The 21,925-nt window shown below is 63.2% G+C and carries 20 protein-coding genes and 1 pseudogene; 11 read left to right on the top strand and 10 right to left on the bottom strand.

Annotated features, from left to right (window positions below; all coding sequences use genetic code 11):
* The 3 genes from BPNPMPFG_RS22060 to BPNPMPFG_RS22050 are packed head-to-tail and all read right to left on the bottom strand — an operon-like array spanning nt 1 to nt 2,385.
* Nucleotides 1-531, bottom strand: coding sequence for a Smr/MutS family protein (locus BPNPMPFG_RS22060; protein ID WP_258590775.1), 531 nt, complete (start codon nt 529-531; stop codon nt 1-3).
* On the bottom strand, nt 528-1,652 hold the full coding sequence (gene mltA / locus BPNPMPFG_RS22055) for a murein transglycosylase A (RefSeq protein ID WP_258590774.1): 1,125 nt from the start codon (nt 1,650-1,652) through the stop codon (nt 528-530). Before mltA ends, BPNPMPFG_RS22060 begins: the two co-directional genes overlap by 4 nt.
* A gap of 25 nt (nt 1,653-1,677) precedes the next feature.
* Entirely contained in the window at nt 1,678-2,385 is a 708-nt protein-coding gene (locus BPNPMPFG_RS22050; protein WP_258590773.1) for a Tim44/TimA family putative adaptor protein, read from the bottom strand.
* A 231-nt stretch (nt 2,386-2,616) separates the two neighbouring features.
* Here BPNPMPFG_RS22050 and BPNPMPFG_RS22045 point away from each other — a divergent pair, with 231 nt between their 5' ends.
* Both BPNPMPFG_RS22045 and secB read left to right on the top strand, forming a co-directional pair.
* On the top strand, nt 2,617-3,117 hold the full coding sequence (locus tag BPNPMPFG_RS22045) for an FxsA family protein (RefSeq protein ID WP_319946002.1): 501 nt from the start codon (nt 2,617-2,619) through the stop codon (nt 3,115-3,117).
* A 126-nt stretch (nt 3,118-3,243) separates the two neighbouring features.
* A complete protein-coding gene (gene secB, locus BPNPMPFG_RS22040) occupies nt 3,244-3,744 on the top strand; it encodes a protein-export chaperone SecB (protein ID WP_258590772.1) in 501 nt (166 codons plus the stop codon).
* Nucleotides 3,745-3,998: 254 nt separating this feature from the next.
* On the opposite strand, the gene dnaQ is transcribed toward secB, so the two are convergent.
* From dnaQ to BPNPMPFG_RS22015, 5 genes are all read right to left on the bottom strand, one after another.
* A complete protein-coding gene (gene dnaQ / locus BPNPMPFG_RS22035; RefSeq protein WP_258590771.1) occupies nt 3,999-4,703 on the bottom strand; it encodes a DNA polymerase III subunit epsilon in 705 nt (234 codons plus the stop codon).
* Between the two features lie 75 nt (nt 4,704-4,778).
* Nucleotides 4,779-5,384, bottom strand: a complete 606-nt coding sequence (gene coaE / locus BPNPMPFG_RS22030) for a dephospho-CoA kinase (protein WP_258590770.1) — start codon at nt 5,382-5,384, stop codon at nt 4,779-4,781.
* Entirely contained in the window at nt 5,381-6,223 is an 843-nt protein-coding gene (locus BPNPMPFG_RS22025) for a shikimate dehydrogenase (RefSeq protein ID WP_258590769.1), read from the bottom strand. Before BPNPMPFG_RS22025 ends, coaE begins: the two co-directional genes overlap by 4 nt.
* The gene (locus BPNPMPFG_RS22020; RefSeq protein ID WP_258590768.1) at nt 6,216-6,815 is read right to left on the bottom strand and encodes a Maf-like protein; all 600 of its coding nucleotides are present in this window, start codon (nt 6,813-6,815) and stop codon (nt 6,216-6,218) included. Before BPNPMPFG_RS22020 ends, BPNPMPFG_RS22025 begins: the two co-directional genes overlap by 8 nt.
* Nucleotides 6,816-6,917: 102 nt before the next feature.
* Nucleotides 6,918-7,739, bottom strand: a complete 822-nt coding sequence (locus BPNPMPFG_RS22015) for a pyruvate, water dikinase regulatory protein (protein ID WP_258590767.1) — start codon at nt 7,737-7,739, stop codon at nt 6,918-6,920.
* Nucleotides 7,740-8,144: 405 nt separating this feature from the next.
* Here BPNPMPFG_RS22015 and hemE point away from each other — a divergent pair, with 405 nt between their 5' ends.
* From hemE to yddG, 4 genes and pseudogenes are all read left to right on the top strand, one after another.
* Nucleotides 8,145-9,176, top strand: coding sequence for a uroporphyrinogen decarboxylase (gene hemE / locus BPNPMPFG_RS22010; RefSeq protein WP_258590766.1), 1,032 nt, complete (start codon nt 8,145-8,147; stop codon nt 9,174-9,176).
* A complete protein-coding gene (gene hemJ / locus BPNPMPFG_RS22005; protein WP_413776798.1) occupies nt 9,176-9,721 on the top strand; it encodes a protoporphyrinogen oxidase HemJ in 546 nt (181 codons plus the stop codon). Before hemE ends, hemJ begins: the two co-directional genes overlap by 1 nt.
* Before the next feature lie 174 nt (nt 9,722-9,895).
* On the top strand, nt 9,896-11,161 hold the full coding sequence (gene rho, locus BPNPMPFG_RS22000; RefSeq protein WP_109663581.1) for a transcription termination factor Rho: 1,266 nt from the start codon (nt 9,896-9,898) through the stop codon (nt 11,159-11,161).
* 160 nt (nt 11,162-11,321) lie between these two features.
* Nucleotides 11,322-12,125, top strand: a pseudogene (gene yddG, locus BPNPMPFG_RS21995) (aromatic amino acid exporter YddG); the annotation flags it as partial.
* 120 nt (nt 12,126-12,245) lie between these two features.
* On the opposite strand, the gene BPNPMPFG_RS21990 reads toward yddG, so the two are convergent.
* On the bottom strand, nt 12,246-14,264 hold the full coding sequence (locus tag BPNPMPFG_RS21990; protein ID WP_258590765.1) for a thioredoxin domain-containing protein: 2,019 nt from the start codon (nt 14,262-14,264) through the stop codon (nt 12,246-12,248).
* Between the two features lie 65 nt (nt 14,265-14,329).
* Between BPNPMPFG_RS21990 and mnmE the strand changes: the two genes are divergently transcribed.
* The 5 genes from mnmE to BPNPMPFG_RS21965 all read left to right on the top strand — a co-directional run bounded on the left by mnmE (nt 14,330) and on the right by BPNPMPFG_RS21965 (nt 20,407).
* Entirely contained in the window at nt 14,330-15,661 is a 1,332-nt protein-coding gene (gene mnmE, locus BPNPMPFG_RS21985) for a tRNA uridine-5-carboxymethylaminomethyl(34) synthesis GTPase MnmE (RefSeq protein ID WP_258590764.1), read from the top strand.
* A gap of 413 nt (nt 15,662-16,074) precedes the next feature.
* Nucleotides 16,075-17,982, top strand: coding sequence for a tRNA uridine-5-carboxymethylaminomethyl(34) synthesis enzyme MnmG (gene mnmG / locus BPNPMPFG_RS21980; protein WP_258590763.1), 1,908 nt, complete (start codon nt 16,075-16,077; stop codon nt 17,980-17,982).
* Nucleotides 17,979-18,608, top strand: a complete 630-nt coding sequence (gene rsmG / locus BPNPMPFG_RS21975; RefSeq protein ID WP_258590762.1) for a 16S rRNA (guanine(527)-N(7))-methyltransferase RsmG — start codon at nt 17,979-17,981, stop codon at nt 18,606-18,608. Before mnmG ends, rsmG begins: the two co-directional genes overlap by 4 nt.
* A 40-nt stretch (nt 18,609-18,648) precedes the next feature.
* On the top strand, nt 18,649-19,449 hold the full coding sequence (locus BPNPMPFG_RS21970; RefSeq protein ID WP_258590761.1) for a ParA family protein: 801 nt from the start codon (nt 18,649-18,651) through the stop codon (nt 19,447-19,449).
* A gap of 70 nt (nt 19,450-19,519) precedes the next feature.
* Entirely contained in the window at nt 19,520-20,407 is an 888-nt protein-coding gene (locus BPNPMPFG_RS21965) for a ParB/RepB/Spo0J family partition protein (protein WP_258590760.1), read from the top strand.
* Between the two features lie 396 nt (nt 20,408-20,803).
* Here the strand turns inward: BPNPMPFG_RS21965 and holA are convergent, their stop codons facing one another.
* Nucleotides 20,804-21,847 carry a DNA polymerase III subunit delta gene (gene holA, locus BPNPMPFG_RS21960; protein ID WP_258590759.1) on the bottom strand — a complete coding sequence of 348 codons (1,044 nt, stop codon included), beginning with the start codon at nt 21,845-21,847 and terminating at the stop codon, nt 20,804-20,806.
* Nucleotides 21,848-21,925 lie beyond the last annotated feature (78 nt).

Genomic DNA, 21,925 nt, shown 5'->3' with positions numbered 1-21,925 from the left:
TCATGATCGCTGCCGCCGCAGCCGGATGTAGAGCGCGCCCGAACCGCCATGATTGCGGGCGGCATGGTCGTGGCTGGAGACCAGCGGCCGGAAAGCGGGCGTCGACAGCCAGGCGGGCACGGCGCGCCGCAAGACACCATCGCCCCCAGAGGACGAACCCTTGCCGGTGATGACCAGCACATAGCGGATGCCGCCGGCATGCGCGCGGTGCAGGAACGAGAACAGCAGCGAATAGGCCTCGTCCTGGGTCAGGCCGTGCAGATCGACGCGGCCTTCGATCGGCAGCCGGCCTTTCGACAGCTTGTCCAGCGTCGGCTCGTCGAGCGCATGCGCGACATGCTGCGCCTTCGGCTTTGCCGTGCCTGACTGATTGGCGATGGGCTGGGCTGGCGGCGGCGGCGTTGGCCGGGCCTCGGCAGGGATATCGGGAATATCGACGGCAGTTTTACCCCTCAGCGGTTTGGCGGTGCGCGCCACCAGGTTCCACAGCACCCGGTCGTCTTCGCTGAGTCTATCTGGGCGCCGGGTCATCTTTCCGCACCCGAAACGAGCGCGCGTGGGACCAGCGCATGGAAGTCGGCCGCGTTGCGCACCACGCCGGCGATCTCGCCGGCCGCGTCGCCCGAACCGGCGAACAGGTCGCCGCGCGCCGGGCCGGTGATGGCGGAGCCGGTGTCCTGCGCGATCATCAAGCGCTGAAACGGCTTGCCGTCGAACGCGGTCAGCGAGGGCGCATCGATATGGAACGGCGTGCCGAATGTGTGCAGCAGGCGGTCGACCGCGATGGAGCGGCCCGGTGTCAGCGGCACCTTGGCGGCGGCGATCGGACCAAGCGCCGCGTCCTCGACATCGGCCTCGCGGAAGAAAATGTAGGAGCGGTTGCGCCAAAGGATCTCGTCGATGCGGTCCGGATGCGCCTTGAACCAGGCGCGGATCGACTGCATCGTCACCTTTTCCAGCGGGATCTCGCCAATCTCGCTGAGAATTTTACCCGGCCCGGTAAAACGCTGGCCGGATTTGGCGGCATAGGTGACGCGGCGAAGCCGGCCGTCGGTCATGTTCAGTCTGGCCGCGCCCTGCACATGGATGAAGAAGACGTCGACCTTGTCGGCCAGCCAGGCGATTTCCAGGCCCTTGCGATCAAGCGCGCCGCGCTCGATGTCGCCGCGGTCGGGATATTCGACCGGGCCTTCCGGCGTCTGGCGGGCGAAGGCGAGATAAGAATCCACGCCGGGCGGCCGGTTGCCGTCGTCGATATCGACGAGATCGCCCGGGCGCGACAGCAGCGGCACTGAAAACCGGTCCGTCCGCACCGGCGACGCCTCGACCTCTGGCTCGTAGAAACCGGTGACGAGGCCGGCGCCACCGTTCTCGGCCCGGATATGCGCCGGGATAAAATGACGCTCGAAGAAGGCGCGGGCCTCCTTCCGATTCAAAAATGGCGACCGATTCGCCGGCGAAACAGTGCGGGCCTCGGCATAGGCTTCAGCGAAAGCGTTGAAGTCGACGCCGAGCGCACCAGTGCGATAAGGCTTGGTCAGGACATGGAAGGCCGAACGGCGAAAGGCGGCGAAGGCCGCGAGATGGTCGTCATCGTTCCAGCCGGGAAGATCGGCAAAAGACCTGGCGACAAAAAGAGGCGATAGCGACACCGGAGCCTCGCCTGATATACCAGGTTCAGTCTTCTTCCTCGGTGGCGACCAGCTTCCAGTTCGGATCGCGCGAGCGTGTGTCGCGGGCGAAGGTCCAGACATCCTTGACCTCGGCGACGGTTTCGGGATCGCCGTCGATGACGGCGCCGGCCTTGTCGCGGGTCGCCGAAATCAGCTCGCTGATGATGCGCAGCGTGACATGCGCCTCGCCACCCTTCATCTCGGCCGAGACGATGTCGGCCTTGTCGATCCCGACGAAAGAGGACTGAATCTTTTCCGATTTGGCCTCGCGTTCGCCGATGGCCGCGACAAAACCGTCATAGACCTCGCGCGACAACAGGTTCTTCAGCGTTTTGCGATCACCGTCGGCATAGGCCATGACGATCATCTCATAGGCCATCTTGGCGCCGTCGACGAAGCTCTTGGGCTCGAAGGACGGGTCGTTGTCCTTGATCGTGCGCAGGCCCTTGTTGAGGTCGGTATCGGGCTTGGCGAAGGCGTCGATCGCCGCATAGGTGTCGGCCGCCGGCTCGCCCGGCAAGCGCTTGCGCGGCAGCGAGACGACATTTTCGGATTTCTGGGCGGCATCCTTGTCGCCGGAGCGGGCCGCCGTATAGGGGTCGAAGGGCGGCCGTTCGCTGCCGGTGCGACGGCCCAGCACGTTGCGCAGCTGGAAAAAGATGACCACCGCCGCAATCAGGAAGAATATCGTGCCGAAGTCGAAGAATCCCATATCTTCCGCCAATCAATCCCTGCCCATGGCCGGACCGTCCGCCCAACAAGGCCGCGGTCGCATAGCGTTCAACATTCAAAGCATATAGAACGCAAGGCGCAATCATTCAAATCAAAGGCAGGCATACCTATCTAACAGGTTCAGTGCCAGCGGCGATTGCCCGCCGGCCACCAAAACATGGAAACGGGCCAAAACCCGAAACGCCAGAACCCGGAAATGGTGGGGCAAGACTTGCGCATTTCGTTCCTTCCTCTTTTTGTCCTCGCGCTTCCGCTTCTGGAAATCGCCGGCTTCGTCGTTGTCGGACGCCAGATCGGCACGCTTGCGACTGTCGGCCTGGTGCTGGCGTCGAGCATCGCCGGCGCGATGCTGCTCAGGCATCAGGGTTTCAGTGTCATGACGCGGATCCGGGCCGAGATGGACGCCGGCCGCGACCCGAGCCGCCAGCTCGCGCATGGCGCCATGATCGTGCTGGCGGCGATCCTTTTGATCATCCCCGGCTTCATCACTGACATCTTCGGCCTGCTGCTGTTCCTGCCGCCGGTCCGCGATCTCGCCTGGCGGGCGTTGAAGGGCCGCGTCGTGCTGGCCACCAATTTCAGCACCGGCGGGTTCCGCGGCCGGCAGCGCGACAAGACCATAGACCTCGACGATGGCGATTATTCGCGCGGCGACGACTATAAGCGCGGACCGGACCACAACTCTCCCTGGCGCCGCCTCAAGGACGAGTAGGTCGCTGCCCCTTCGTCATCCCGGGGAAGCAAGGCGGCAAACCTTGTCTTGTCATGCCGGCCATGGTAGCGAACGCCCGATTTCAATTCGGTCAGCGATGCTGCCCAGGCAAGAGGACAAAGGCTTATGGCCAGCAAAGATGACGCGCCGGTTGGCGCAGCCAACGGAAACGGCAATGCGGCGCAGCCGTCGCTCAACGTGCTGGCCCAGTATGTGAAGGACCTGTCCTTCGAAAGCCCCGGCGCGCCGAATTCGCTGCGCGGCCGCGACAAGGCGCCCGGCATCGCCATCAACGTCAACGTCAACGCCAACCCGCTCTCAGACAAGCAGTTCGACGTCAATTTGACACTGAACGCCAAGGCCTCCTTCGACCAGGAAGTGCTGTTCAATGTCGAGCTGGTCTATGGCGGCGTGTTCGCGATCGCAGGCTTCCCGCAGGAACACATGCTGCCGATCCTGTTCATCGAATGCCCGCGCCTGCTGTTCCCCTTCGCCAGGCAGATCATCGCCGAGGCAACACGCAATGGCGGCTTCCCGCCGCTGATGCTCGACCCGATCGATTTCGCCCAGATGTTCCAGCAGAAGCTGGCCGAGGACCAGGCGGCCTCCAAGGTCCAGGTGAGCTGAGGCTTGCTGCAGCGTTTGTTTATGAAAACCCGGCCTTGTGCCGGGTTTTTGTTTGAGATGCCGGCGGGACAGCGCCCCCCTCTGTCCTGCCGGACATCTCCCCCACAAGGAGGGAGATTGGCCGTCATCTCGGCTTTCGCCAATCTCCAACGTTCAAAAAGGAAGCGCGGCCCGCGAAGCTGCCAATCTCCCCCCAAGTGGGGGAGATGTCCGGCAGGACAGAGGGGGGCGTGACGGATCGCGACGGAACGTCTTTAGTTCCCAACAACCTTCAACCACAGCGCCTTCTCACCGAGCGTATTGACCATGCCGGCATGCGCGTCGCGCTCGGCTTCGGTCAGGCGGGGCGGCAAGGGCGCCGGGCGCTGGCTGATGATGATTTCGATCTGGCGGACGTTCTCGTTGCCCTGGGCCGGCGCGGTTGCGCTGTCGAGCACGAGGGCCGCCTGCTTGCCGCCGATCAGCTCGATATAGACCTCTGCCAGCAATTCGGAATCGAGCAAGGCTCCATGCTTGGTGCGCCTTGTGTTGTCGATGCCGTAGCGTCGGCAGAGGGCATCGAGCGAATTGGGGCCCATCGGATGCTTGCGGCGCGCCAGCGCCAGCGTGTCGACGACGCGACCATTGTCGATGACCGGGTGACCCAGCCGGCCGAATTCGACATTGAGGAAGCCGACATCGAACGTGGCGTTATGGGCGACCAGCTTGGCGCCGTCGATGAAGGTGAGCCACTCCTCGGCAATCTCGGCAAAGGTCGGCTTGCCCGCGAGGTCGGCCATGCTGATGCCGTGAACCGCCTGCGCCTCGGCGTGGATCGCCCGACCTTGCGGGTTGATATAGTGGTGGAAGGTCTTGCCGGTCGGAAACCGGTTGACCAGTTCGATGCCGCCAAGCTCGATGACGCGGTCGTCGCGCGAATCAAGGCCGGTGGTTTCCGTGTCGAAGATGATCTCACGCATCGAATCAGTCCGCTTCAAGCGAGCAGAATCATACAGCGGAACAAAATGGCAATGGGCAATGCTGACGACCTGGTTTCAGGAGCGGGCCTTGCCCGACTTATCCCCGGAGAGTTCAGCAACAATAGCCGCGACCGCTGCGCGGGCGGCGTCGAGCCCCTGGCCGGTGTCGACGACGAAATCGGCCTGACGACGTTTTTCCGCGTCCGGGACCTGCCTGGCCAGGATCGACGCCAGTTTTTCCTCCGTCATGCCCGGCCGCGCCAGCACGCGCTGGCGCTGTACGTCCGCCGGCGCGGTGACGACGACGACCTTGTCGACACGGTTGCGGCCGCCGGTTTCGAACAAAAGCGGGATATCGAGGATGGCGATCGATTCGCCAGCGTTACGATGCTTCGCCAGGAAAGCATCGGCATCGGCCCGCACCAGCGGATGGATGATGACTTCCAGCCGCTTCAGCGCGGCGCCATCGCCGAGGACACGCTCGCCAAGTCTTGCGCGATCGACCACGCCGGCAATCGTCGTGCCGGGAAAGGCCGCCTCGACCAAAGGCGCGGCCTTGCCGGCATAGAGGCGATGCACCGCCTCGTCGGAATCGTGAACCGGCACGCCGGCCTCGGCAAACATTTTTGCGGTGGTCGACTTGCCCATGCCGATCGAGCCGGTGAGGCCGAGCACGATCATGGTTTCGGCGCCAGATCGGCTACGATGAGCGCGCGCAGTTCGGCGGTGACCCGTGGCCTGACGCCGAACCAGTGCTCGAAGCCGGGCACGGCCTGGTTGAGCAGCATGCCAAGACCGTCGACGGTCTTCAGCTGGCGCGCGCGGGCAGCGGCAAGCAGCGGCGTCTCCAGCGGCACATAGACGAGGTCGGTGACGATGGCGTGGTCCGGCAGCCACGCCGGATCGGCGGACAGACCTTCATTGCCATGCATGCCGAGCGCCGTGGTGTTGACCAGCAGGCCGGCATCGGCAAGCAGCTCGTTGGTCGCTTCCATGCCGTGCGCCGAAACGCCAGCGCCGAAACGATCGCGCAATTCCTGCGCCCGCGCCAAAGTGCGGTTGACGATGCGGATGTCGGCAACGCCGCGCTCCTTCAACGCGTGGATGACGGCGCGCGACGCGCCGCCGGCACCGAGCACGACCGCGGGGCCCTTGCCGGCCCAGCCCGGCGCATGATCGTCGAGGTTGGCGGCAAAGCCGTGACCGTCGGTATTGCCCCCCCACAAAGTGCCGTCCTCGAACCACAGCGTGTTGACGGCGCCGATCTCCTGCGCCGCCTGATCGCGGCGGGCGACGAGCGCGAACGCCGCTTCCTTGTGCGGGATGGTGACATTGCCGCCCTGGTAACCGTTCGCCTGCAAGGCCTTCAGGAATTCGGCAAAGTCTTGCGGCTCGATGTCGATGGCCTGGTAGCTGCCGTCGATGCCATGTTTGGCCAGCCAATGGCCATGGATCTTCGGCGAGCGCGAATGCTTGACCGGATGGCCGGTGACGAAGGCCTTTTTGGTCGCGTCAGCCATCGATTGCGCCCAGGTCACGAAGTTCAGCCAGCAGCGGCAGCAGCGGCAGGCCGACAATGGTGAAGTGATCGCCCTCGATCTTCTCGAAGAGCTGGATGCCTTCGCCCTCGATCTGGTAGGCACCGACGCTGGCCAGCGCCCTGGCGCCGACACGGGCGAGATGGCGGCCGATGAAGGCCGGGTCGAGCTTGCGCATGGTCATGCTGGCGATGCCGACATGCCACCACAGCACAGCGCCATCGCGGACCAGCACGGCGGCGCTGTTCAGCTGATGGGTCTTGCCCGACAGTGCCAAGAGATGACGCCGCGCGCCCTCCATGTCGGCCGGCTTGTGGAACATTTCGTCGCCCAGCGACAGCGTCTGGTCGCAGCCGAGCACCAGTCCACCAGGCCGGCGCTCACTGACTTCGGTGGCCTTGGCCTCGGCCAGCACCAGGGCGACGTCCTCGGGCGAAACACCACTGCCCTGCAAGGGCGCCTCGAGCGCGCGCTCGTCGACATCGGCCGGAACCGCCTCGACGTCGATGCCGGCATTGACGAGCATCACCTTGCGGAACGTGCTGCCAGAGGCGAGGATGATTTTTTCGGTCATTTTTTGCACTCGGGCGCAGACATAGGCGCGGTTAGAGTATGAGCAGCTCTAGTTGTAAAGTTAGCGCTAGAGAAGACTGGGAAAACTCACTTTTCGCCTCATTTATCTCGACTTGCCGCGCAGGGCAACGATCGCCGCCGCCGTTTCCTCGATCGAGCGGCGGCTGACATCGATCATCGGCCAGCCATGGCGCGTGCAGATCTTGCGGGCGTAAGCGAGCTCCTCGCTGATCGCCGCGCGGTCGACATAGTCGCTCGCCTCATAAGAACTGCTGTTGCCGAGAATGCGGTTCTGCCGGACATGCGAGATGCGCTCGGCGGTGGCGATCAGCCCGACGATCAGCGGCGTGGTGGCGTTGACCAGGCTTTCCGGCACCGGCACGCCGAGCACGATCGGGATGTTGGCGGTCTTGATGCCGCGATTGGCGAGATAGATGCTGGTCGGCGTCTTCGAGGTCCGCGAGATGCCGATCAGCACCACATCGGCATCGTCCATGTTGGTCGGCAGCTGGCCGTCATCATGGTCCATGGTGAAGTTGAGCGCATCGATGCGGCGGAAATATTCGGCGTCGAGGACATGCTGGGCGCCGACGCGGCGGCCGGCCGGCGTGCCGAGATAGGACTGGAACACGGTGAGCACCGGCTCCAGCACCGACACGCAGGGCAGGCCCATGGTGGCACAGCGTTCGTCGATGCCGCGCGCGAGCTTCTGGTCGACGACCGTGTAGAGGATGATGCCCGGCTCCTCCTCGATGTCCTCGAACACTTTGGCCACCTGCTTTTCCGTGCGAATGAGCGGGTAGATGTGCTCGATGGCGCGCGCATCCTTGTATTGCGCCGAAGCCGCCCGGCCGGCGGCGAGCAGCGTTTCGCCGGTCGCGTCGGAAATCAGGTGCAGGTGGAAGAAGCTCTGGGGTTTGTTCACAGGGGGTCACCTGGGGCTGTGGGCGGCTGTGGATAAGGCGGGATGGAAAAGCGGGCCGGTCAGGGGCGACTGTATCAGATGGCGGTTTGTCCACAATTCGTTGTGCTGTCAGCTTCGTCGGGCGGCTGGGGACAAGTCCGGGGACGGCTTTTTTTGGCCATCGTCTGTCCACAGGGCGGGTTTTTGCCGGCACCTTGTAACGCGTTGACTCCAGTAATGGATTCCTGATCTTCCCCAGAACCCTACAGTTTTGGCTGAGCAAGCGCGCGACAATATGCTGGCTGGTATTTTTCGGGGCAAAGCGGGACAGGTGACAACCACCACAACCAACAGACTCTTAGAATCAGAAGAATCTTAGATATAAGAATCTTAGATTATAGGAAGGCTTGGAGAAGCGAGCGCTCGATGCCCCAGAACCGGATCATGCTGGACGTGCTGAAGGGCAAGGCGGTGTTCCCGCCTCCGCTCTGGATGATGCGTCAAGCCGGGCGCTATCTGCCGGAATATCGGGAAACACGCAGGCGCGCCGGATCATTCCTCGACCTCTGCTACGATCCCGACCTTGCGGTCGAAGTGACGCTGCAGCCGATCGAGCGCTTCGGCTTCGATGCATCGATCCTGTTCTCGGACATTCTTGTCGTTCCGCATGCGCTTGGCCGCGACGTGCGCTTTGAAGAGGGACGCGGTCCCCTGCTGACGCCGATCACGGCAGCCGAGATAGAGGCTCTGGAAAGCAAAACGTTTCACGTGAATCTCGAACCGGTCTACGAGACGGTTCGCCGATTACGGGCAAGACTACCCGACGAGACAACGCTGATCGGCTTTTGCGGCGCGCCGTGGACGGTGGCGACCTACATGATTGCCGGTCATGGCACACCCGACCAAGCGCCGGCGCGGCTGTTCGCCTATCGCGAGCCGGCGGCATTTCAGTACTTGCTGAAAGTGCTTGTCGATCATTCGGCCGCCTATCTCATCCGCCAGATCGAGGCGGGTGCTGACGTGGTGCAGATTTTCGATTCCTGGTCCGGGGTGCTCGACGATGCGTCCTTCGACCTGTTCTGCGTTCAGCCGGTGGCCGAGATCGTCAGACAAGTGCGGGCGGTTCATCCCGATGTGCCGATCATCGGTTTTCCCAAGGGCGCCGGCGCGCGCTACCAGACCTATCGCCAGAAGACCGGTGTGACGGCCCTGGGGATCGACTGGACGGTGCCCCTGGGGGCAGCGAAGGATTTGCAGCGCTCGGGTGCGGTTCAAGGCAACCTCGATCCTTTACGGCTCGTGGCTGGCGGCAAAGCGCTATCCGATGGTGTCGAGGCCGTCCTGAAAGCGCTGGGAGACGGGCCGCTGATTTTCAATCTCGGTCACGGCATCACGCCGGAGACGCCGATCGCCCATGTCGAGGCGATGGTGAAACTTGTGCGGAGCGCGACACGCTGATGGTTCAGTCGAACAACGCTGGCAACACGAACAGCACCGGCCAGGCGATGATGCGCATGATATCAGGCATTGCCGTGCTGGTTGTTCTCACCGCACTTTTGTATTTCGTCGCGCCCGACAGCTTTTATCCATGGGCGAAGGCGATCCACATCCTTGCCGTCATTTCGTGGATGGCGGGCATGCTGTATCTGCCGCGGCTGCTGGTCTACCACGCCGATGCCGAGAAGGGCTCGGTGCAGTCGGAGACCTTCAAGGTGATGGAGCGCCGCCTGCTGCGCGGCATCATCAATCCGGCGATGATCGTCACCTGGGTGTTCGGCCTGTGGCTCGCCTGGAAAGGCTTTGGTTTCCACGGTGGCTGGCTGCACGCCAAGATCGGTGCAGTGCTTTTGCTGTCCGCCGTTCATGGCTATCTGGCGGGTGCGGTGCGCAAATTCGCCGAGGACCGCAATGAAAAACCGGCGCGGCACTGGCGGATGATCAACGAGATCCCCACATTGCTGATGATCGCAATCGTGATCCTGGTTGTCGTCAAGCCGTTCTGAGCCTATCCGGCGCTTAAAACGCAGCTTGCTCTTTCATCCAACCGACGATAAAAGACGGGTCTTCCTTCCCGTCATGCGCCGCCCATCATTGCTTTCGGCCGCGCCCGGCATTTGTCGCATCCCGCCGATATCTTCCCAAAGCTTACCCAGACTCCATCCGTTCAAGGTCCGTCTATGCAAGAAATGAAACTCGCCGAGTTCAAGAACAAGAAACCGCCAGAGCTGATCGCTTATGCCGAATCGCTCGAGGTCGAAAACGCCAGCGTCATGCGCAAGCAGGAGCTGATGTTCGCGATCCTGAAGAAACTGGCCGCCCAGGACGTCGAGATCATCGGCGATGGCGTGGTCGAGGTACTGCAGGACGGTTTTGGCTTCCTTCGTTCGGCCAACGCCAACTACCTGCCAGGTCCCGACGACATCTACATTTCGCCGTCGCAGATCCGGCGCTTTTCGCTGAAGACCGGCGATACGGTCGAAGGGCCGATCCGCAGCCCGAAGGAGGGCGAGCGCTATTTCGCGCTGCTCAAGGTCAACACGATCAATTTCGACGATCCCGAAAAGATCCGTCACAAGATCCACTTCGACAATCTGACGCCGCTCTATCCGACGTCGCGGCTGAAGATGGAAATGGAGGTTCCGACCTCCAAGGACATTTCAGCCCGCGTCATCGACCTGGTGGCGCCGCTCGGCAAGGGCCAGCGCGCCCTGATCGTGGCGCAGCCGCGCACCGGCAAGACGGTGCTTTTGCAGAACATCGCCCACTCGATCACCACCAACCATCCCGAATGCTATCTGATCGTGCTTCTGATCGACGAGCGGCCGGAAGAAGTCACCGACATGCAGCGCTCGGTGAAGGGCGAGGTCGTCTCCTCGACCTTCGACGAGCCGGCGGTGCGCCACGTGCAGGTTGCCGAAATGGTCATCGAGAAGGCCAAGCGCCTGGTCGAACATGGCCGCGATGTCGTCATCCTGCTCGATTCGATCACCCGCCTCGGCCGCGCCTACAACACCGTGGTGCCGTCATCCGGCAAGGTGCTGACCGGTGGTGTCGACGCCAATGCATTGCAGCGGCCGAAGCGCTTCTTCGGTGCCGCCCGCAACATCGAGGAAGGCGGTTCGCTGACCATCATCGCCACGGCGCTGATCGATACCGGCAGCCGCATGGACGAAGTCATCTTCGAAGAGTTCAAGGGCACCGGCAATTCGGAAATCGTGCTCGACCGCAAGGTCGCCGACAAGCGAATCTATCCGGCCATGGACATCTTGAAGTCCGGCACCCGCAAGGAGGACTTGCTGGTCGCCCGCCAGGACCTGCAGAAGATCTTCGTGCTGCGCCGCATCCTGGCGCCGATGGGAACCACCGACGCGATCGAGTTCCTGATCGACAAGCTCAAGCAGACCAAGACAAACGCGGACTTCTTCGATTCGATGAACACGTAAGGCGTCTGGCCCGAGACTTTTTCGGCTATGCAGCAAACCCCATTCCGGGAAACCGGGATGGGGTTTTTCATTGAGGCGGGTCAGGTCGCATTCCCGATACCGCGTGGCCGTATGCGGCAGCGGGTCGGTCAATCCCTATGCAACTAATTGCGCTCGCGAGATGAGACGAAGCGACGTGAAGAAAACAATCCCGACCCTGATTGGCTTTTCGGCCATCCTGACCTGGTCGTTCCTGGCGCTGCTTTCAACCGCGGCAGGTTCGATCCCGCCCTTTCAGCTGGCGGCTATGACGTTCCTGCTCGGAGGGTTGGTCGGAGCGACGAGCTGGATGTTCCGCCCGCAAGCGATCCGGTCGCTGCGGCAGCCATGGCCGGTCTGGGCGATCGGCACTGCAGGGCTGTGCATCTACCACTGCGCCTACTTCTTCGCGATCCAGTCGGCGCCGCCGGTCGAGGTCAGCCTGATCGCCTATCTCTGGCCGCTGCTGATCGTTGTCTTCGCCGCTTTCCTGCCGGGAGAAAGGCTGAAGGTTCATCACGTCGTGGGGGTGGTTCTCGGCCTCGCCGGCGCCGTTGTGGTGATCACCAAGGGCGGCAGCGTCGGTCTGGCCAATGGGGTGATGAATGGCCATGTCATCGCTCTGTTCTGCGCCTTCATCTGGGCCGGCTACTCGGTCCTGTCGCGTCGCTTTGGCCAGGTGCCGACCGACGTGGTGGCCGGCTATTGCTTCATCACCGCGGCGGTCGCCTTTGCGCTGCACCTGATGCTCGAAACCACGGTCTGGCCGCAGACGATGACGCAGTGGAGCGCCATCCTTGTCCTGGGCACGATCCCGCTGGGTGCCGGCTTCTATGCCTGGGACTATGGCTGCAAGCACGGCGACATCATGATCCTCGGCGCCCTGTCCTACGCCGCACCGCTGTTTTCGGTGATCGTGCTGCTGCTTGCAGGGTTTGGCGTGTTCCACTGGTCGGTGGCGCTCGCTTGCGTCCTGATCACCATCGGCGCGGTGGTCGCCGCCAGGGATTTGCTGTTCAAGCGAAGACAGGCAGCGTTCCCGTCGGCGCAAGGCGAAGCATCCGATCTATCGGCGACGCAGGAGACGTTGCAGTTCTTCGGCATCGGTGACGACGGGAAGGCAAACCTGTCCCGTGCACAACCACGCACCCGGCCTGTCGGCTGGCGGCAGGATTCCGCCGGGCAGTAAGGGTCGATTCGCTGCCGAACCGATCGAAATTGATACATCGACCCGGCGCGGGTCGGGATTTCGATTCGCAACCGGAACAAGTTGTGGATCCGTCAAATCGTCTATCAGCACAAGCTTGAGCGGCTCGATGGCGAGCGCACAGGCATTCACAATGCCCGCCTGGCCGTAGGCTTGCTGCGCGGCCCGGCCGGCGGCATGCTCGGCGATCTTCCACGCCCTCTCCTGCAGATCGAGATCGCCGGTGACCGAGGCGAGCCGGACCAATGCCTCGATGATCTGGCCGGTGGCTGAAGGGATGGCTTCGTCGACATCGCCCCTGATGCGGATCGGCACGTCGGTGCTGTCGGAAGCGGTGAGATAATAGCCGGTCTTTTCAGTGTCGGCATGCCAAAGGTCGAGCTGCTCGATGAACTGCCTGGCTTGGTCGACATAGCTCCAATCGCCGGTGGCTTCGAACAAGGCGATCGCGGCATTGCTCATGGCGGCATAGTCGCTCGACAGGGCCGGAAACAGTTTTCTCGCGCCGAGCATCGAATGCGGCAGGCGGTTGTCGCGACTCGCGGCGCTGATGTTGGCGAAGGCTTTTGCCGCCGCCTCGATCCAGTCTGGCCGCGCCAGCGACCGGCCTGCCTCGGCCAGGGCTGCGATCATCAGGCCGTTCCAGTCGGTGAGGGTTTTTGCGTCGAGGCCAGGCCTGACCCGTTTCTCCCGGATGGCGAGAAGCTTCGCCTTCAGCGGAATGAGTTCTTTGTGATCGACCACGCTCCGTGACTGCTGGGAGCGGGTTTGGTGGACAACCGGCTTGCCTTCCCAGCCGTGCGGGCTGGATAGGGTGAAGTGTTTGAAAAACAATGCGGAATCGTCGCCGAGCGCGGCTTCGATCTCTTCCCTGCTCCAGGTGTAGAACAGCCCCTCCTCACCATCGCTGTCGGCGTCGAGGCTGGCGGCAAAGGCGCCGCCATCGACACGCATCTCGCGCAGCAGCCAGTCGACCGTGTCTTCGATTCGTATCAGGAACAATTCATTGCCGCTCGCCGCATAGGCCCAGTTGCAAAAGCGGATGGACTGGGCGTTGTCGTAGAGCATCTTTTCGAAATGCGGCACCAGCCATTCGGCGTCGGTCGAATAGCGGCTGAGCCCGCCGCCAATGTGGTCGTAGATGCCGCCGCTCAGCATCTGTTCGAGGCTGAGCAGGACGTCGTCGCGATGCGCGGCGTTGCCGTCGCGCAGCCAGGACAGCCAAAGGGTGAGCATGAACGGCGCATTCGGGAATTTCGGCGCGCCGCGCAGACCGCCGAGATCCCTGTCGATCATGCCGTCGATGCCCCTGGCAAGGTTTTCCAGCGTGTCGCGATCGAGTGCTGTTTTTGCATGCGAACCGGCAAGCCGCGCCTCGACATGCGTGGTCAGGCCGTCGGCGCTCTGGTTCAGGCTCGCCCGTTTCTCCCGCCAGGCCTTGTCGACCGCCTGCATCACCTGGATGAAGCCCGGGCGGCCATAACGCGGCTCGCGCGGGAAATAGGTGCCGCCCCAGAATGGCTTGCCGTCCGGTGTCAGGAACATCGTCAGCGGCCAGCCGCCCTGCTCGCCCATCGAGGACAAAGCCGCCATATAGATCTGGTCGATGTCCGGCCGCTCCTCGCGGTCGACCTTGATATTGACGAACAGACGGTTCATGACGGCGGCGACGTCGTCATTCTCGAAGCTTTCATGCGCCATGACATGGCACCAGTGGCAGGCGGCATAGCCGACCGAGAGCAGGATTGGCCTGTCCAGCGCCTTTGCCTCTTCAAGCGAAGCCGGCGACCAGGCCCGCCAATGGACGGGATTGCCGCTGTGCTGCTGCAGATAGGGGCTGGCTTCTTCGGCTAGCAGGTTTTGCGGCGGCAATGTCACGATGAGGCTACCCGGTAATCATGGATTGAGCCGGCGAAGCTAAGGCGGTTCGGGTGAGCGGGCAAATGATTTCAAGGGATTCGATCGTAGCGCTGTCGAGCGGCCGGCTTCCCGCCGGCGTCGCCGTTATCCGCATTTCCGGCCCTCGGACTCGATTCGTTGTCGAAACGATTGCCGGCAGCATGGTTAAGGACCGCGCGGCGGTTTTGCGCAAGCTGCGGGCACCGGACGGGACCGTGCTGGACAACGGCCTGGTTGTTTTCTTTCCTGGCCCCGCCAGCTTTACCGGCGAGGATGTCGCGGAATTCCACGTCCATGGCGGGCGGGCCGTGGTGGCCAGGATGCTGGAGACGATCACCGGTTTTGACGGTGTCCGGCACGCGGAACCCGGCGAATTCACCCGCCGCGCCTTCCTCAATGGCAAGGTCGACCTGGTCGAGACCGAGGCGCTGGCCGATCTCGTCAATGCCGAGACCGAGGCGCAGCGGCGCTTTGCGGTCCAGAACGCCGAAGGCGTGCAAAGCGAACTCTATCTCGGCTGGCGCCGCCGTCTGATCCATGCCCGTGCCATGATCGAGGCTGAGATCGACTTTGCCGACGAGGATGATGTGCCGGGTTCCGTTTCGGATACGGTCTGGTTTGATGTGCGAGCGATGATCGGCGAGATCGACCGGCATAGTGCCGGATTTCGCGCCGCCGAAATCATCCGCGACGGGTTTGAGGTTGTCATCCTCGGTGCGCCCAATGCCGGCAAGTCGAGTCTGTTCAACGCCTTGGCGCGGCGCGATGCGGCTATTGTAACGGATGAGCCGGGCACGACCCGCGACCTGCTTGAAGTATCACTGGAACTTGACGGCCTGCGCATCAGGCTGACAGACACCGCCGGCCTGCGCGATGCGCCAGGGAAGGTCGAGGCGATCGGCATCGAGAAGGCGAGGGCCAAGGCTGGTCACGCTGATCTCCTGTTGTTGTTGCAGGATGTCGCGGATCCGAGGGCGGTCGATTCGATACCAGAAGCGATACCGGCCTTGCGCGTTGGCACCAAGTTTGACCTGCTGGAAGCGCGGGAGGCTCGCGGTGCGGAGAAGCGCTACGATCACGCTATCTCGGTGATGGATGGGACGGGCGTGGGGGCGTTGCTGGCGGACATAGGGCAGCGCGCGGCGAGCGCTGCCGGGAATGTCGGCGATATCCTGCCGTCACGCCTGCGCCACGTTGAATTGCTCGGCGAGGCAAACCGCCATCTGCGCCGAGCGACTGACGACCGGGCTGTCGGGCAGGAATTGCGCGCCGAGGAGTTGCGGCTCGCCGCTGACCGGCTGGGGCGGATCGTAGGCGCCATCGATGTCGAGGACATGCTGGACGTGATCTTCGCGCAGTTCTGCATCGGAAAATGACTCACGTGAAACAGTGGAGCGTACTGGAGAGGTTTCTGTGACTCACGTGAAACATAGTCGCAGCGGATGGCGCTGCCCCTCATTGCCCTGCCGGGCATTTCTCCCCGTATAGGGACGGGGAGAAATGGGCTGGCCGCAACGCCAGCGTCCTCTTTAGAACGCTGACAATTGGTGAACGCGATGACACAGCGCCCCTCTCCCCGTCACTATACGGGAGAGGATGCCGGCAGGCAGGTGAGGGGCGGCGCCAACGAGGCGTGGTTGGTCCCTCGATCGCTGCGACTCACGTGAAACACCGCCGCAAGCCGACCTCGACGTTGTTTCACGTGAAACGACTCGCGGAGTTTTCTTGACAGCATCGCCTCGCGGGGACATGTGTCGCTCAATCTTTATGAAGTCCGGGACTTTTGGAAATGACCGATCGCTATGATGTGGTTGTGGTGGGCGGCGGCCATGCGGGTTGCGAGGCGGCCAGTGCGGCTGCGCGTGCCGGCACCAGGACCGCGCTGGTGACGCTTCGCTTCGACACGATCGGCGTGATGTCGTGCAATCCGGCCATTGGCGGGCTTGGCAAGGGTCACCTCGTTCGCGAGATCGATGCCATGGACGGCCTCATGGGCCGGGTGGCGGATGCCGCAGGTATTCAATTTCGTCTGCTCAATCGCCGCAAGGGCCCGGCGGTGCGCGGTCCGCGCACGCAGGCCGACCGGAAACTCTATCGCCTTGCCATGCAAGAAGCGATTCGGCTCCAGAACGATCTCGACGTTGTCGAAGGCGAGGTTCTCGACTTCGATATTGTGGATGGGCGGATCGTGGCTGTTCTGCTGGCCGATGGCAGGCGATTAGCCTGCGGGGCCGTGGTTCTGACGACCGGGACGTTCCTGCGCGGGCTCATCCATATCGGCGAAAAGAAAATCGTCGCCGGCCGCATGAACGAGCAGGCGAGCCTCGGCCTGTCGGCGACGATGAGCCGCCAGGGCTTCAAGCTCGGGCGGCTGAAAACCGGCACGCCGCCGCGTTTGGATGGCAAGACCATCGACTGGGCTTCGCTGGAGAAACAGGCGGCGGATGAGGATCCGGTGCCGTTCTCGCTGATGACCGATCGCATCGAGACGCCGCAGATCGAGTGCGGTATCACCCGCACGACCGCGGCCACGCATGATTTGGTCCGCGCCAATCTTGGCCGGTCCGCCATGTATTCCGGCTCGATCGAAGGTGTGGGACCGCGCTATTGCCCATCGATCGAGGACAAGATCGTCAAGTTCGGCGACAGGGACGGGCACCAGATCTTTCTCGAACCGGAAGGGCTCGACGACGACACCGTCTACCCGAACGGCATCTCGACCTCGCTGCCGCAGGATGTGCAGCTCGATATCCTGAAAACCATCCCAGGGCTCGAGCGCGCCGTCATGCTGCAGCCCGGCTATGCCATTGAATATGATCATGTCGATCCGCGCGAGCTGACCATGAGTCTCGAGACCAGTCGCGTCGGCGGGCTCTTTCTCGCCGGGCAGATCAACGGCACGACCGGCTATGAAGAGGCAGCCGGGCAGGGCTTGCTTGCGGGCCTCAATGCGGCGCGTCGGGCTGCGGGCAGCGAGCAAATCGGGCTCAGCCGCACCGAGGCCTATATCGGCGTCATGGTTGATGATTTGACCAGCCGCGGCATCAGCGAACCCTACCGGATGTTCACCTCGCGGGCCGAGTTCCGGCTGTCGCTGCGCGCCGACAATGCGGATGAGCGGCTGACGCCGCTGGCGGCAAGGCTGGGGATTGCCTCGACACAACGGATGCAGCGCTACGGCGACGTCATGCGTCGTCTCGACGAAGCACGACAGCTGGCAGTGTCGCTCACCATGACCCCCAATGAGGCGGCGCGGCATGGGCTGGAGATCAACCGGGATGGCGTGCGCCGCTCGGCCTATGAACTGCTGGTCTATCCCGGGGTCGACGTCGCCTGGCTGGCCAGTGTCGATCCGCGATTCGGCGAGATCGACGCCAAGACGGCGGAGCGTCTCGAAACGGAAGCGAAATATTCGGTCTATCTCGATCGCCAGAAGACGGATGTGGCGCAGATCCGGCATGAGGAGAGCCGGTTGATCCCGGAGATGGTCGATTTCGCCGGCGTCCCGGGGCTTTCCAACGAGCTGAAGCAGAAGATGCAGGCGCGGCGGCCTCGCTCCATCGCCGATGCCCAGCGCATGGAGGGCATGACGCCGGCGGCACTGGCGATCATCGTCGCGCATGTCCGCCATGCGGAGAGTGCACAGAGGCCCGAGACCGATCAAAGGCCCGAGAATGATCAAAGGGTTGTTGCGTGAGCTCTTTCTCCTGGAAGAGCCTGCAGGATGCGGCCGGCCCGGTTTCACGTGAAACATTCGACCGCCTGGTGGCGTTCGAGCAAATGTTCCAGAAATGGAATCGCAGCATCAATCTTGTTGCGCAATCGACGGCGGGCGATGTCTGGCAGCGCCACATCCTGGACAGCGCGCAACTCGGGCGCATCGAACCCGATGCCAAACGCTGGGTAGACCTTGGCTCGGGCGGCGGATTTCCCGGCCTTGTCATGGCCTTCCTGCTTGCCGAGCGGGATGGCGCCAGCATCGATCTGGTTGAAAGCAATCGCAAAAAGGCATCGTTCCTGCAAGCCGTCGTCGGCCAGTTCAGCCTGCCGGCACGTGTCGTGGCGCGCCGCATCGACAGCCATGCGTTGGTTTCGGCACCGCAAATCGTCACGGCGCGGGCGCTGGCCTCGCTTTCGACCTTGCTCGATCTGTCGGCGCCATGGCTGACGTCAGGCGCGCGCGGCCTGTTCCACAAAGGCCGGGATTATCGGGCGGAAGTGCAAGAAAGCGTTCACCGATGGGCCTTCGATCTGGTAGAACATCCAAGCGTGACCGACCCGCATGGGGTCATCCTTGAACTGTCCAATCTGCGACCTGTCTGATTGCTCCAGGCGACCAAAAATGAATTTCTGGCATAGACCCATGATGAAGAATGGCCCCCGAATCATCACCGTAGCCAACCAGAAGGGCGGCGTCGGCAAGACGACGACTGCCATCAATCTGGCCACTGCCCTGGCTGCGATCGGCGAAAAGGTGCTGATCGTCGACCTCGATCCGCAAGGCAATGCCAGCACCGGCCTCGGCATCGACCGCAAGGACCGGACGGTTTCGTCCTATGACGTGCTGACCGGCGAACTGGATCTGGAAGCCGCGGCCATTCCGACGGCGGTGCCTGGCCTGTCGATCGTGCCGTCGACGCTCGACCTGCTCGGCATCGAAATGGAAATCGCCTCGGCGCCAGACCGGGTGCTGCGGCTGCGCAACGCCTTGCGTGCCTCGGCCGAGCGCTCGGCCGGTTACGGCTATGTGCTGATAGACTGCCCGCCATCGCTCAACCTTCTGACGCTGAATTCGATGGCCGCCGCCGATTCGGTGCTGGTGCCGCTGCAATGCGAGTTCTTCGCATTGGAAGGTCTCAGCCAGTTGCTGGAAACCGTCGAGCAGGTGCGCCGTTCGATCAATCCGGACCTGACCATCCAAGGCATCGTGCTGACCATGTATGACGGCCGCAACAATCTCGCCAACCAGGTGGTGCAGGACGTGCGCGCCCATATGGGCGACAAGGTCTACGAGACCATCATTCCGCGCAATGTGCGGGTGTCCGAGGCGCCGTCCTACGGCAAGCCGGCGATCCTGTACGATCTCAAATGTTCGGGCAGCCAAGCCTATTTGCAGCTGGCCTCGGAAGTGATCCGCCGTGAGCGCAAATTGCGCGCCGCTTAATTAGGCTTGATGCATAGATTAAGAGCCGATTCGATACCGAAACGATCTAAAACAGTTAACTGGAAGCGTTATGAGCGAAGACCTTTCGAGAAAGAGACTTGGCCGTGGGCTGGCGGCGCTGATCGGGGAGATCGATCGCCCGGCCGCGCCCGAAAAGCCCGGTATGAGCGCCGACGGCAAGGTGCCGATCGAGTTCCTGACCCCCAATCCGAAAAATCCGCGCCGGCATTTCGGCGAAGCCGAGCTGACCGACCTCGCCCAGTCGATCCGGGAACATGGCGTGGTGCAGCCGGTGGTGGCGCGGCCTTCGCCGGTACAGGCCGGCCGTTACGAGATCATCGCCGGCGAGCGGCGCTGGCGCGCCGCGCAGCGCGCCGGGCTGACCGAGATCCCGGTCATCATCCGCGAGGTTAACGACCGCACCGCGCTCGAACTGGCGATCATCGAGAACGTCCAGCGCACCGACCTCAACGCGGTCGAGGAAGCGCTCGGCTACCAGCAATTGATCGACGATCACGGCTACACCCAGGCCGATCTCGGCCAGGTGATCGGCAAGAGCCGCAGCCACGTCGCCAACACGCTCAGGCTGCTGAAGCTGCCGGATGTGATCCGCGACATGCTGGTCGACGGCGCGCTGTCGGCGGGCCATGCCCGCACGCTGGTGACGGCGGAGGATCCGGCCGGGCTTGCCAAGCGCATCGTCGAAGAAGGGCTTTCGGTGCGCCAGGCCGAAGCACTGGCGCAGATGCCTGCGGGCCCAACTCCCGCCAAGCCGAAGCAAGCGCAAAGCGCGCCGGAAAAAGATACCGATACGCTGGCGCTGGAGAAGCTGATGACCGACACGCTCGGCATGATCGTGTCGATCGATCACAAGGGCAAGGGCGGCGAGCTTCGCGTAGCGTACCGGTCGCTGGAGCAGCTTGACGAGCTGTGTCGCAGGCTGAAGCAGGAGAGGTAGTTAGCCGGCAATATACTTTGGCCGACTGTCGTCTCCCCAGAGTCACGAAATTTCCAATTTTGCCTGCTGTCCCAAGGACTTGGTGCGTTAGCGCTGCACCTTACCTGCCTGCCGGCATCCTCTCTCCGTAAACGGGTCGAGGGCGGTTGTCATTGATGGTTTCGCTACCTGTCAACGTTTCAGGAAGGGCGCCGCGATCAAAAAGCTGCCAATCTCCCCACTTGTGGGGGAGATGCCCGGTAGGGCAGAGGGGGGCGCGAAGGAATGCCAACCTTGACAGTCTGCGGTTAGCCGAAGATCGACCCGACTGGGTATCGCGACTTACTGAGACGCTGGCGGGACAGCGCCCCCCTCTGGCCTGCCGGCCATCTCCCCCACGAGGGAGGAGATCGCACTTCACCTTTGCGCCAGCCGGCTGCTTTCCACCACAATGCCAAGCAGCGCCTGTCGCGCCAGCGCCACGGAAAGATCCGGCCTTCGCCGGGTTTGCAGCACCGCGGTCTGCAGCCGGGTCAGCGCGCGGCCGAGCGCTTCGCTGCTCCAGCGCTCCAGCGCTTTCTCCACCAGCTTGCGCCGCGAGAAAAACACCGGCGGGCGGGCGGCGGCGACGACCGAAGCGGCGTTGCGGCTGCCGGACTCCATCTGGCCGCGCATGGCCTGGATGCTCTGCAACTGCCGCATCGCCGAGGACAGCACGAGGAAAGGCTGACCGCCGGACTGGCAGTGGCGGGTGAAGGCGGTGTCGAAGTCGCCGACCTTGCCTTCGAGCAGCGCATCGACAGCATCGTCGAAGGAGGCGCCGGAGACGTCGCCCGACATCGCCTTGACCTCCTCCAGCCCAATCTCCGTCTGGCCATGGGCATAGAGGACGAGCTTTTCGATCTCGCCGCGCGAGGCCAGCCGGTCGCCGCCGAGGTTGCGGCGCAGCGCCTGCCTGGCTTCCATGGTCATCGACATGCCGGCCTTGAGCAACTCGCCGTCGATGACGGCATCGATGTCGCGGGCCTCGTCGGCATAGCAAGGCAGCGCCATGGCGCTGTCGGCCGCCTCGACCACGGCGCGCAGCCCGACGCCCTTCTTGAGATCGCCGGCCTCTATGAGAATGATCGCATCGCGCGCGGGTTCGGCCGTCAGCGCCTTGACGTCGTCGGCAAGCGCCTTCTGGCCGCTGGCATTGCGCACCCACAGCAGGCGCCGGTCGGAAAACATCGGCACGGTACGCGCCTCGTCGAGCAAGCGGCCCTCGTCGCGGTCAACCTCGGAACCTTCCAGCCGAACCACCGAAAACGGATCGTCGAGCGGCAGGCCGGTCTTTTCGGCAAAGGCCTTGGCGCGCTCGGAGACGAGGCCGCGATCGGGGCCGTAAAACAGGACGATCGAGATGCGCGGGTCCGGCTTCGCGAGCCACGAATCGACCTCGAAAGCTTTCTTCTGTGCCATGGGAGGTTGGTTAGCACAGCGGGAGCGCCGGGTGAACGGGGGATTGGACGAAACGATGAAGCGCGCGATCTCCCCCCT

The sequence above is a fragment of the Mesorhizobium sp. AR07 genome (assembly GCF_024746815.1).
Classification (GTDB): Bacteria; Pseudomonadota; Alphaproteobacteria; order Rhizobiales; family Rhizobiaceae; genus Mesorhizobium.
The sequence above is the reverse complement of the archived record's forward strand: the minus strand, read 5'-3'. Positions and strand labels throughout refer to the sequence as shown.

What these genes read in the sequence shown, in the direction of transcription:
- BPNPMPFG_RS22060 (WP_258590775.1), bottom strand. Translation starts at nt 531, where the DNA reads ATGACCCGGCGCCCAGATAGACTCAGCGAAGACGACCGGGTGCTGTGG.
- BPNPMPFG_RS22050 (WP_258590773.1), bottom strand. Translation starts at nt 2,385, where the DNA reads ATGGGATTCTTCGACTTCGGCACGATATTCTTCCTGATTGCGGCGGTG.
- secB (WP_258590772.1), top strand. Translation starts at nt 3,244, where the DNA reads ATGGCCAGCAAAGATGACGCGCCGGTTGGCGCAGCCAACGGAAACGGC.
- dnaQ (WP_258590771.1), bottom strand. Translation starts at nt 4,703, where the DNA reads ATGCGTGAGATCATCTTCGACACGGAAACCACCGGCCTTGATTCGCGC.
- coaE (WP_258590770.1), bottom strand. Translation starts at nt 5,384, where the DNA reads ATGATCGTGCTCGGCCTCACCGGCTCGATCGGCATGGGCAAGTCGACC.
- BPNPMPFG_RS22025 (WP_258590769.1), bottom strand. Translation starts at nt 6,223, where the DNA reads ATGGCTGACGCGACCAAAAAGGCCTTCGTCACCGGCCATCCGGTCAAG.
- BPNPMPFG_RS22020 (WP_258590768.1), bottom strand. Translation starts at nt 6,815, where the DNA reads ATGACCGAAAAAATCATCCTCGCCTCTGGCAGCACGTTCCGCAAGGTG.
- hemE (WP_258590766.1), top strand. Translation starts at nt 8,145, where the DNA reads ATGCCCCAGAACCGGATCATGCTGGACGTGCTGAAGGGCAAGGCGGTG.
- hemJ (WP_413776798.1), top strand. Translation starts at nt 9,176, where the DNA reads ATGGTTCAGTCGAACAACGCTGGCAACACGAACAGCACCGGCCAGGCG.
- rho (WP_109663581.1), top strand. Translation starts at nt 9,896, where the DNA reads ATGCAAGAAATGAAACTCGCCGAGTTCAAGAACAAGAAACCGCCAGAG.
- mnmE (WP_258590764.1), top strand. Translation starts at nt 14,330, where the DNA reads ATGATTTCAAGGGATTCGATCGTAGCGCTGTCGAGCGGCCGGCTTCCC.
- mnmG (WP_258590763.1), top strand. Translation starts at nt 16,075, where the DNA reads ATGACCGATCGCTATGATGTGGTTGTGGTGGGCGGCGGCCATGCGGGT.
- BPNPMPFG_RS21970 (WP_258590761.1), top strand. Translation starts at nt 18,649, where the DNA reads ATGATGAAGAATGGCCCCCGAATCATCACCGTAGCCAACCAGAAGGGC.
- BPNPMPFG_RS21965 (WP_258590760.1), top strand. Translation starts at nt 19,520, where the DNA reads ATGAGCGAAGACCTTTCGAGAAAGAGACTTGGCCGTGGGCTGGCGGCG.
- holA (WP_258590759.1), bottom strand. Translation starts at nt 21,847, where the DNA reads ATGGCACAGAAGAAAGCTTTCGAGGTCGATTCGTGGCTCGCGAAGCCG.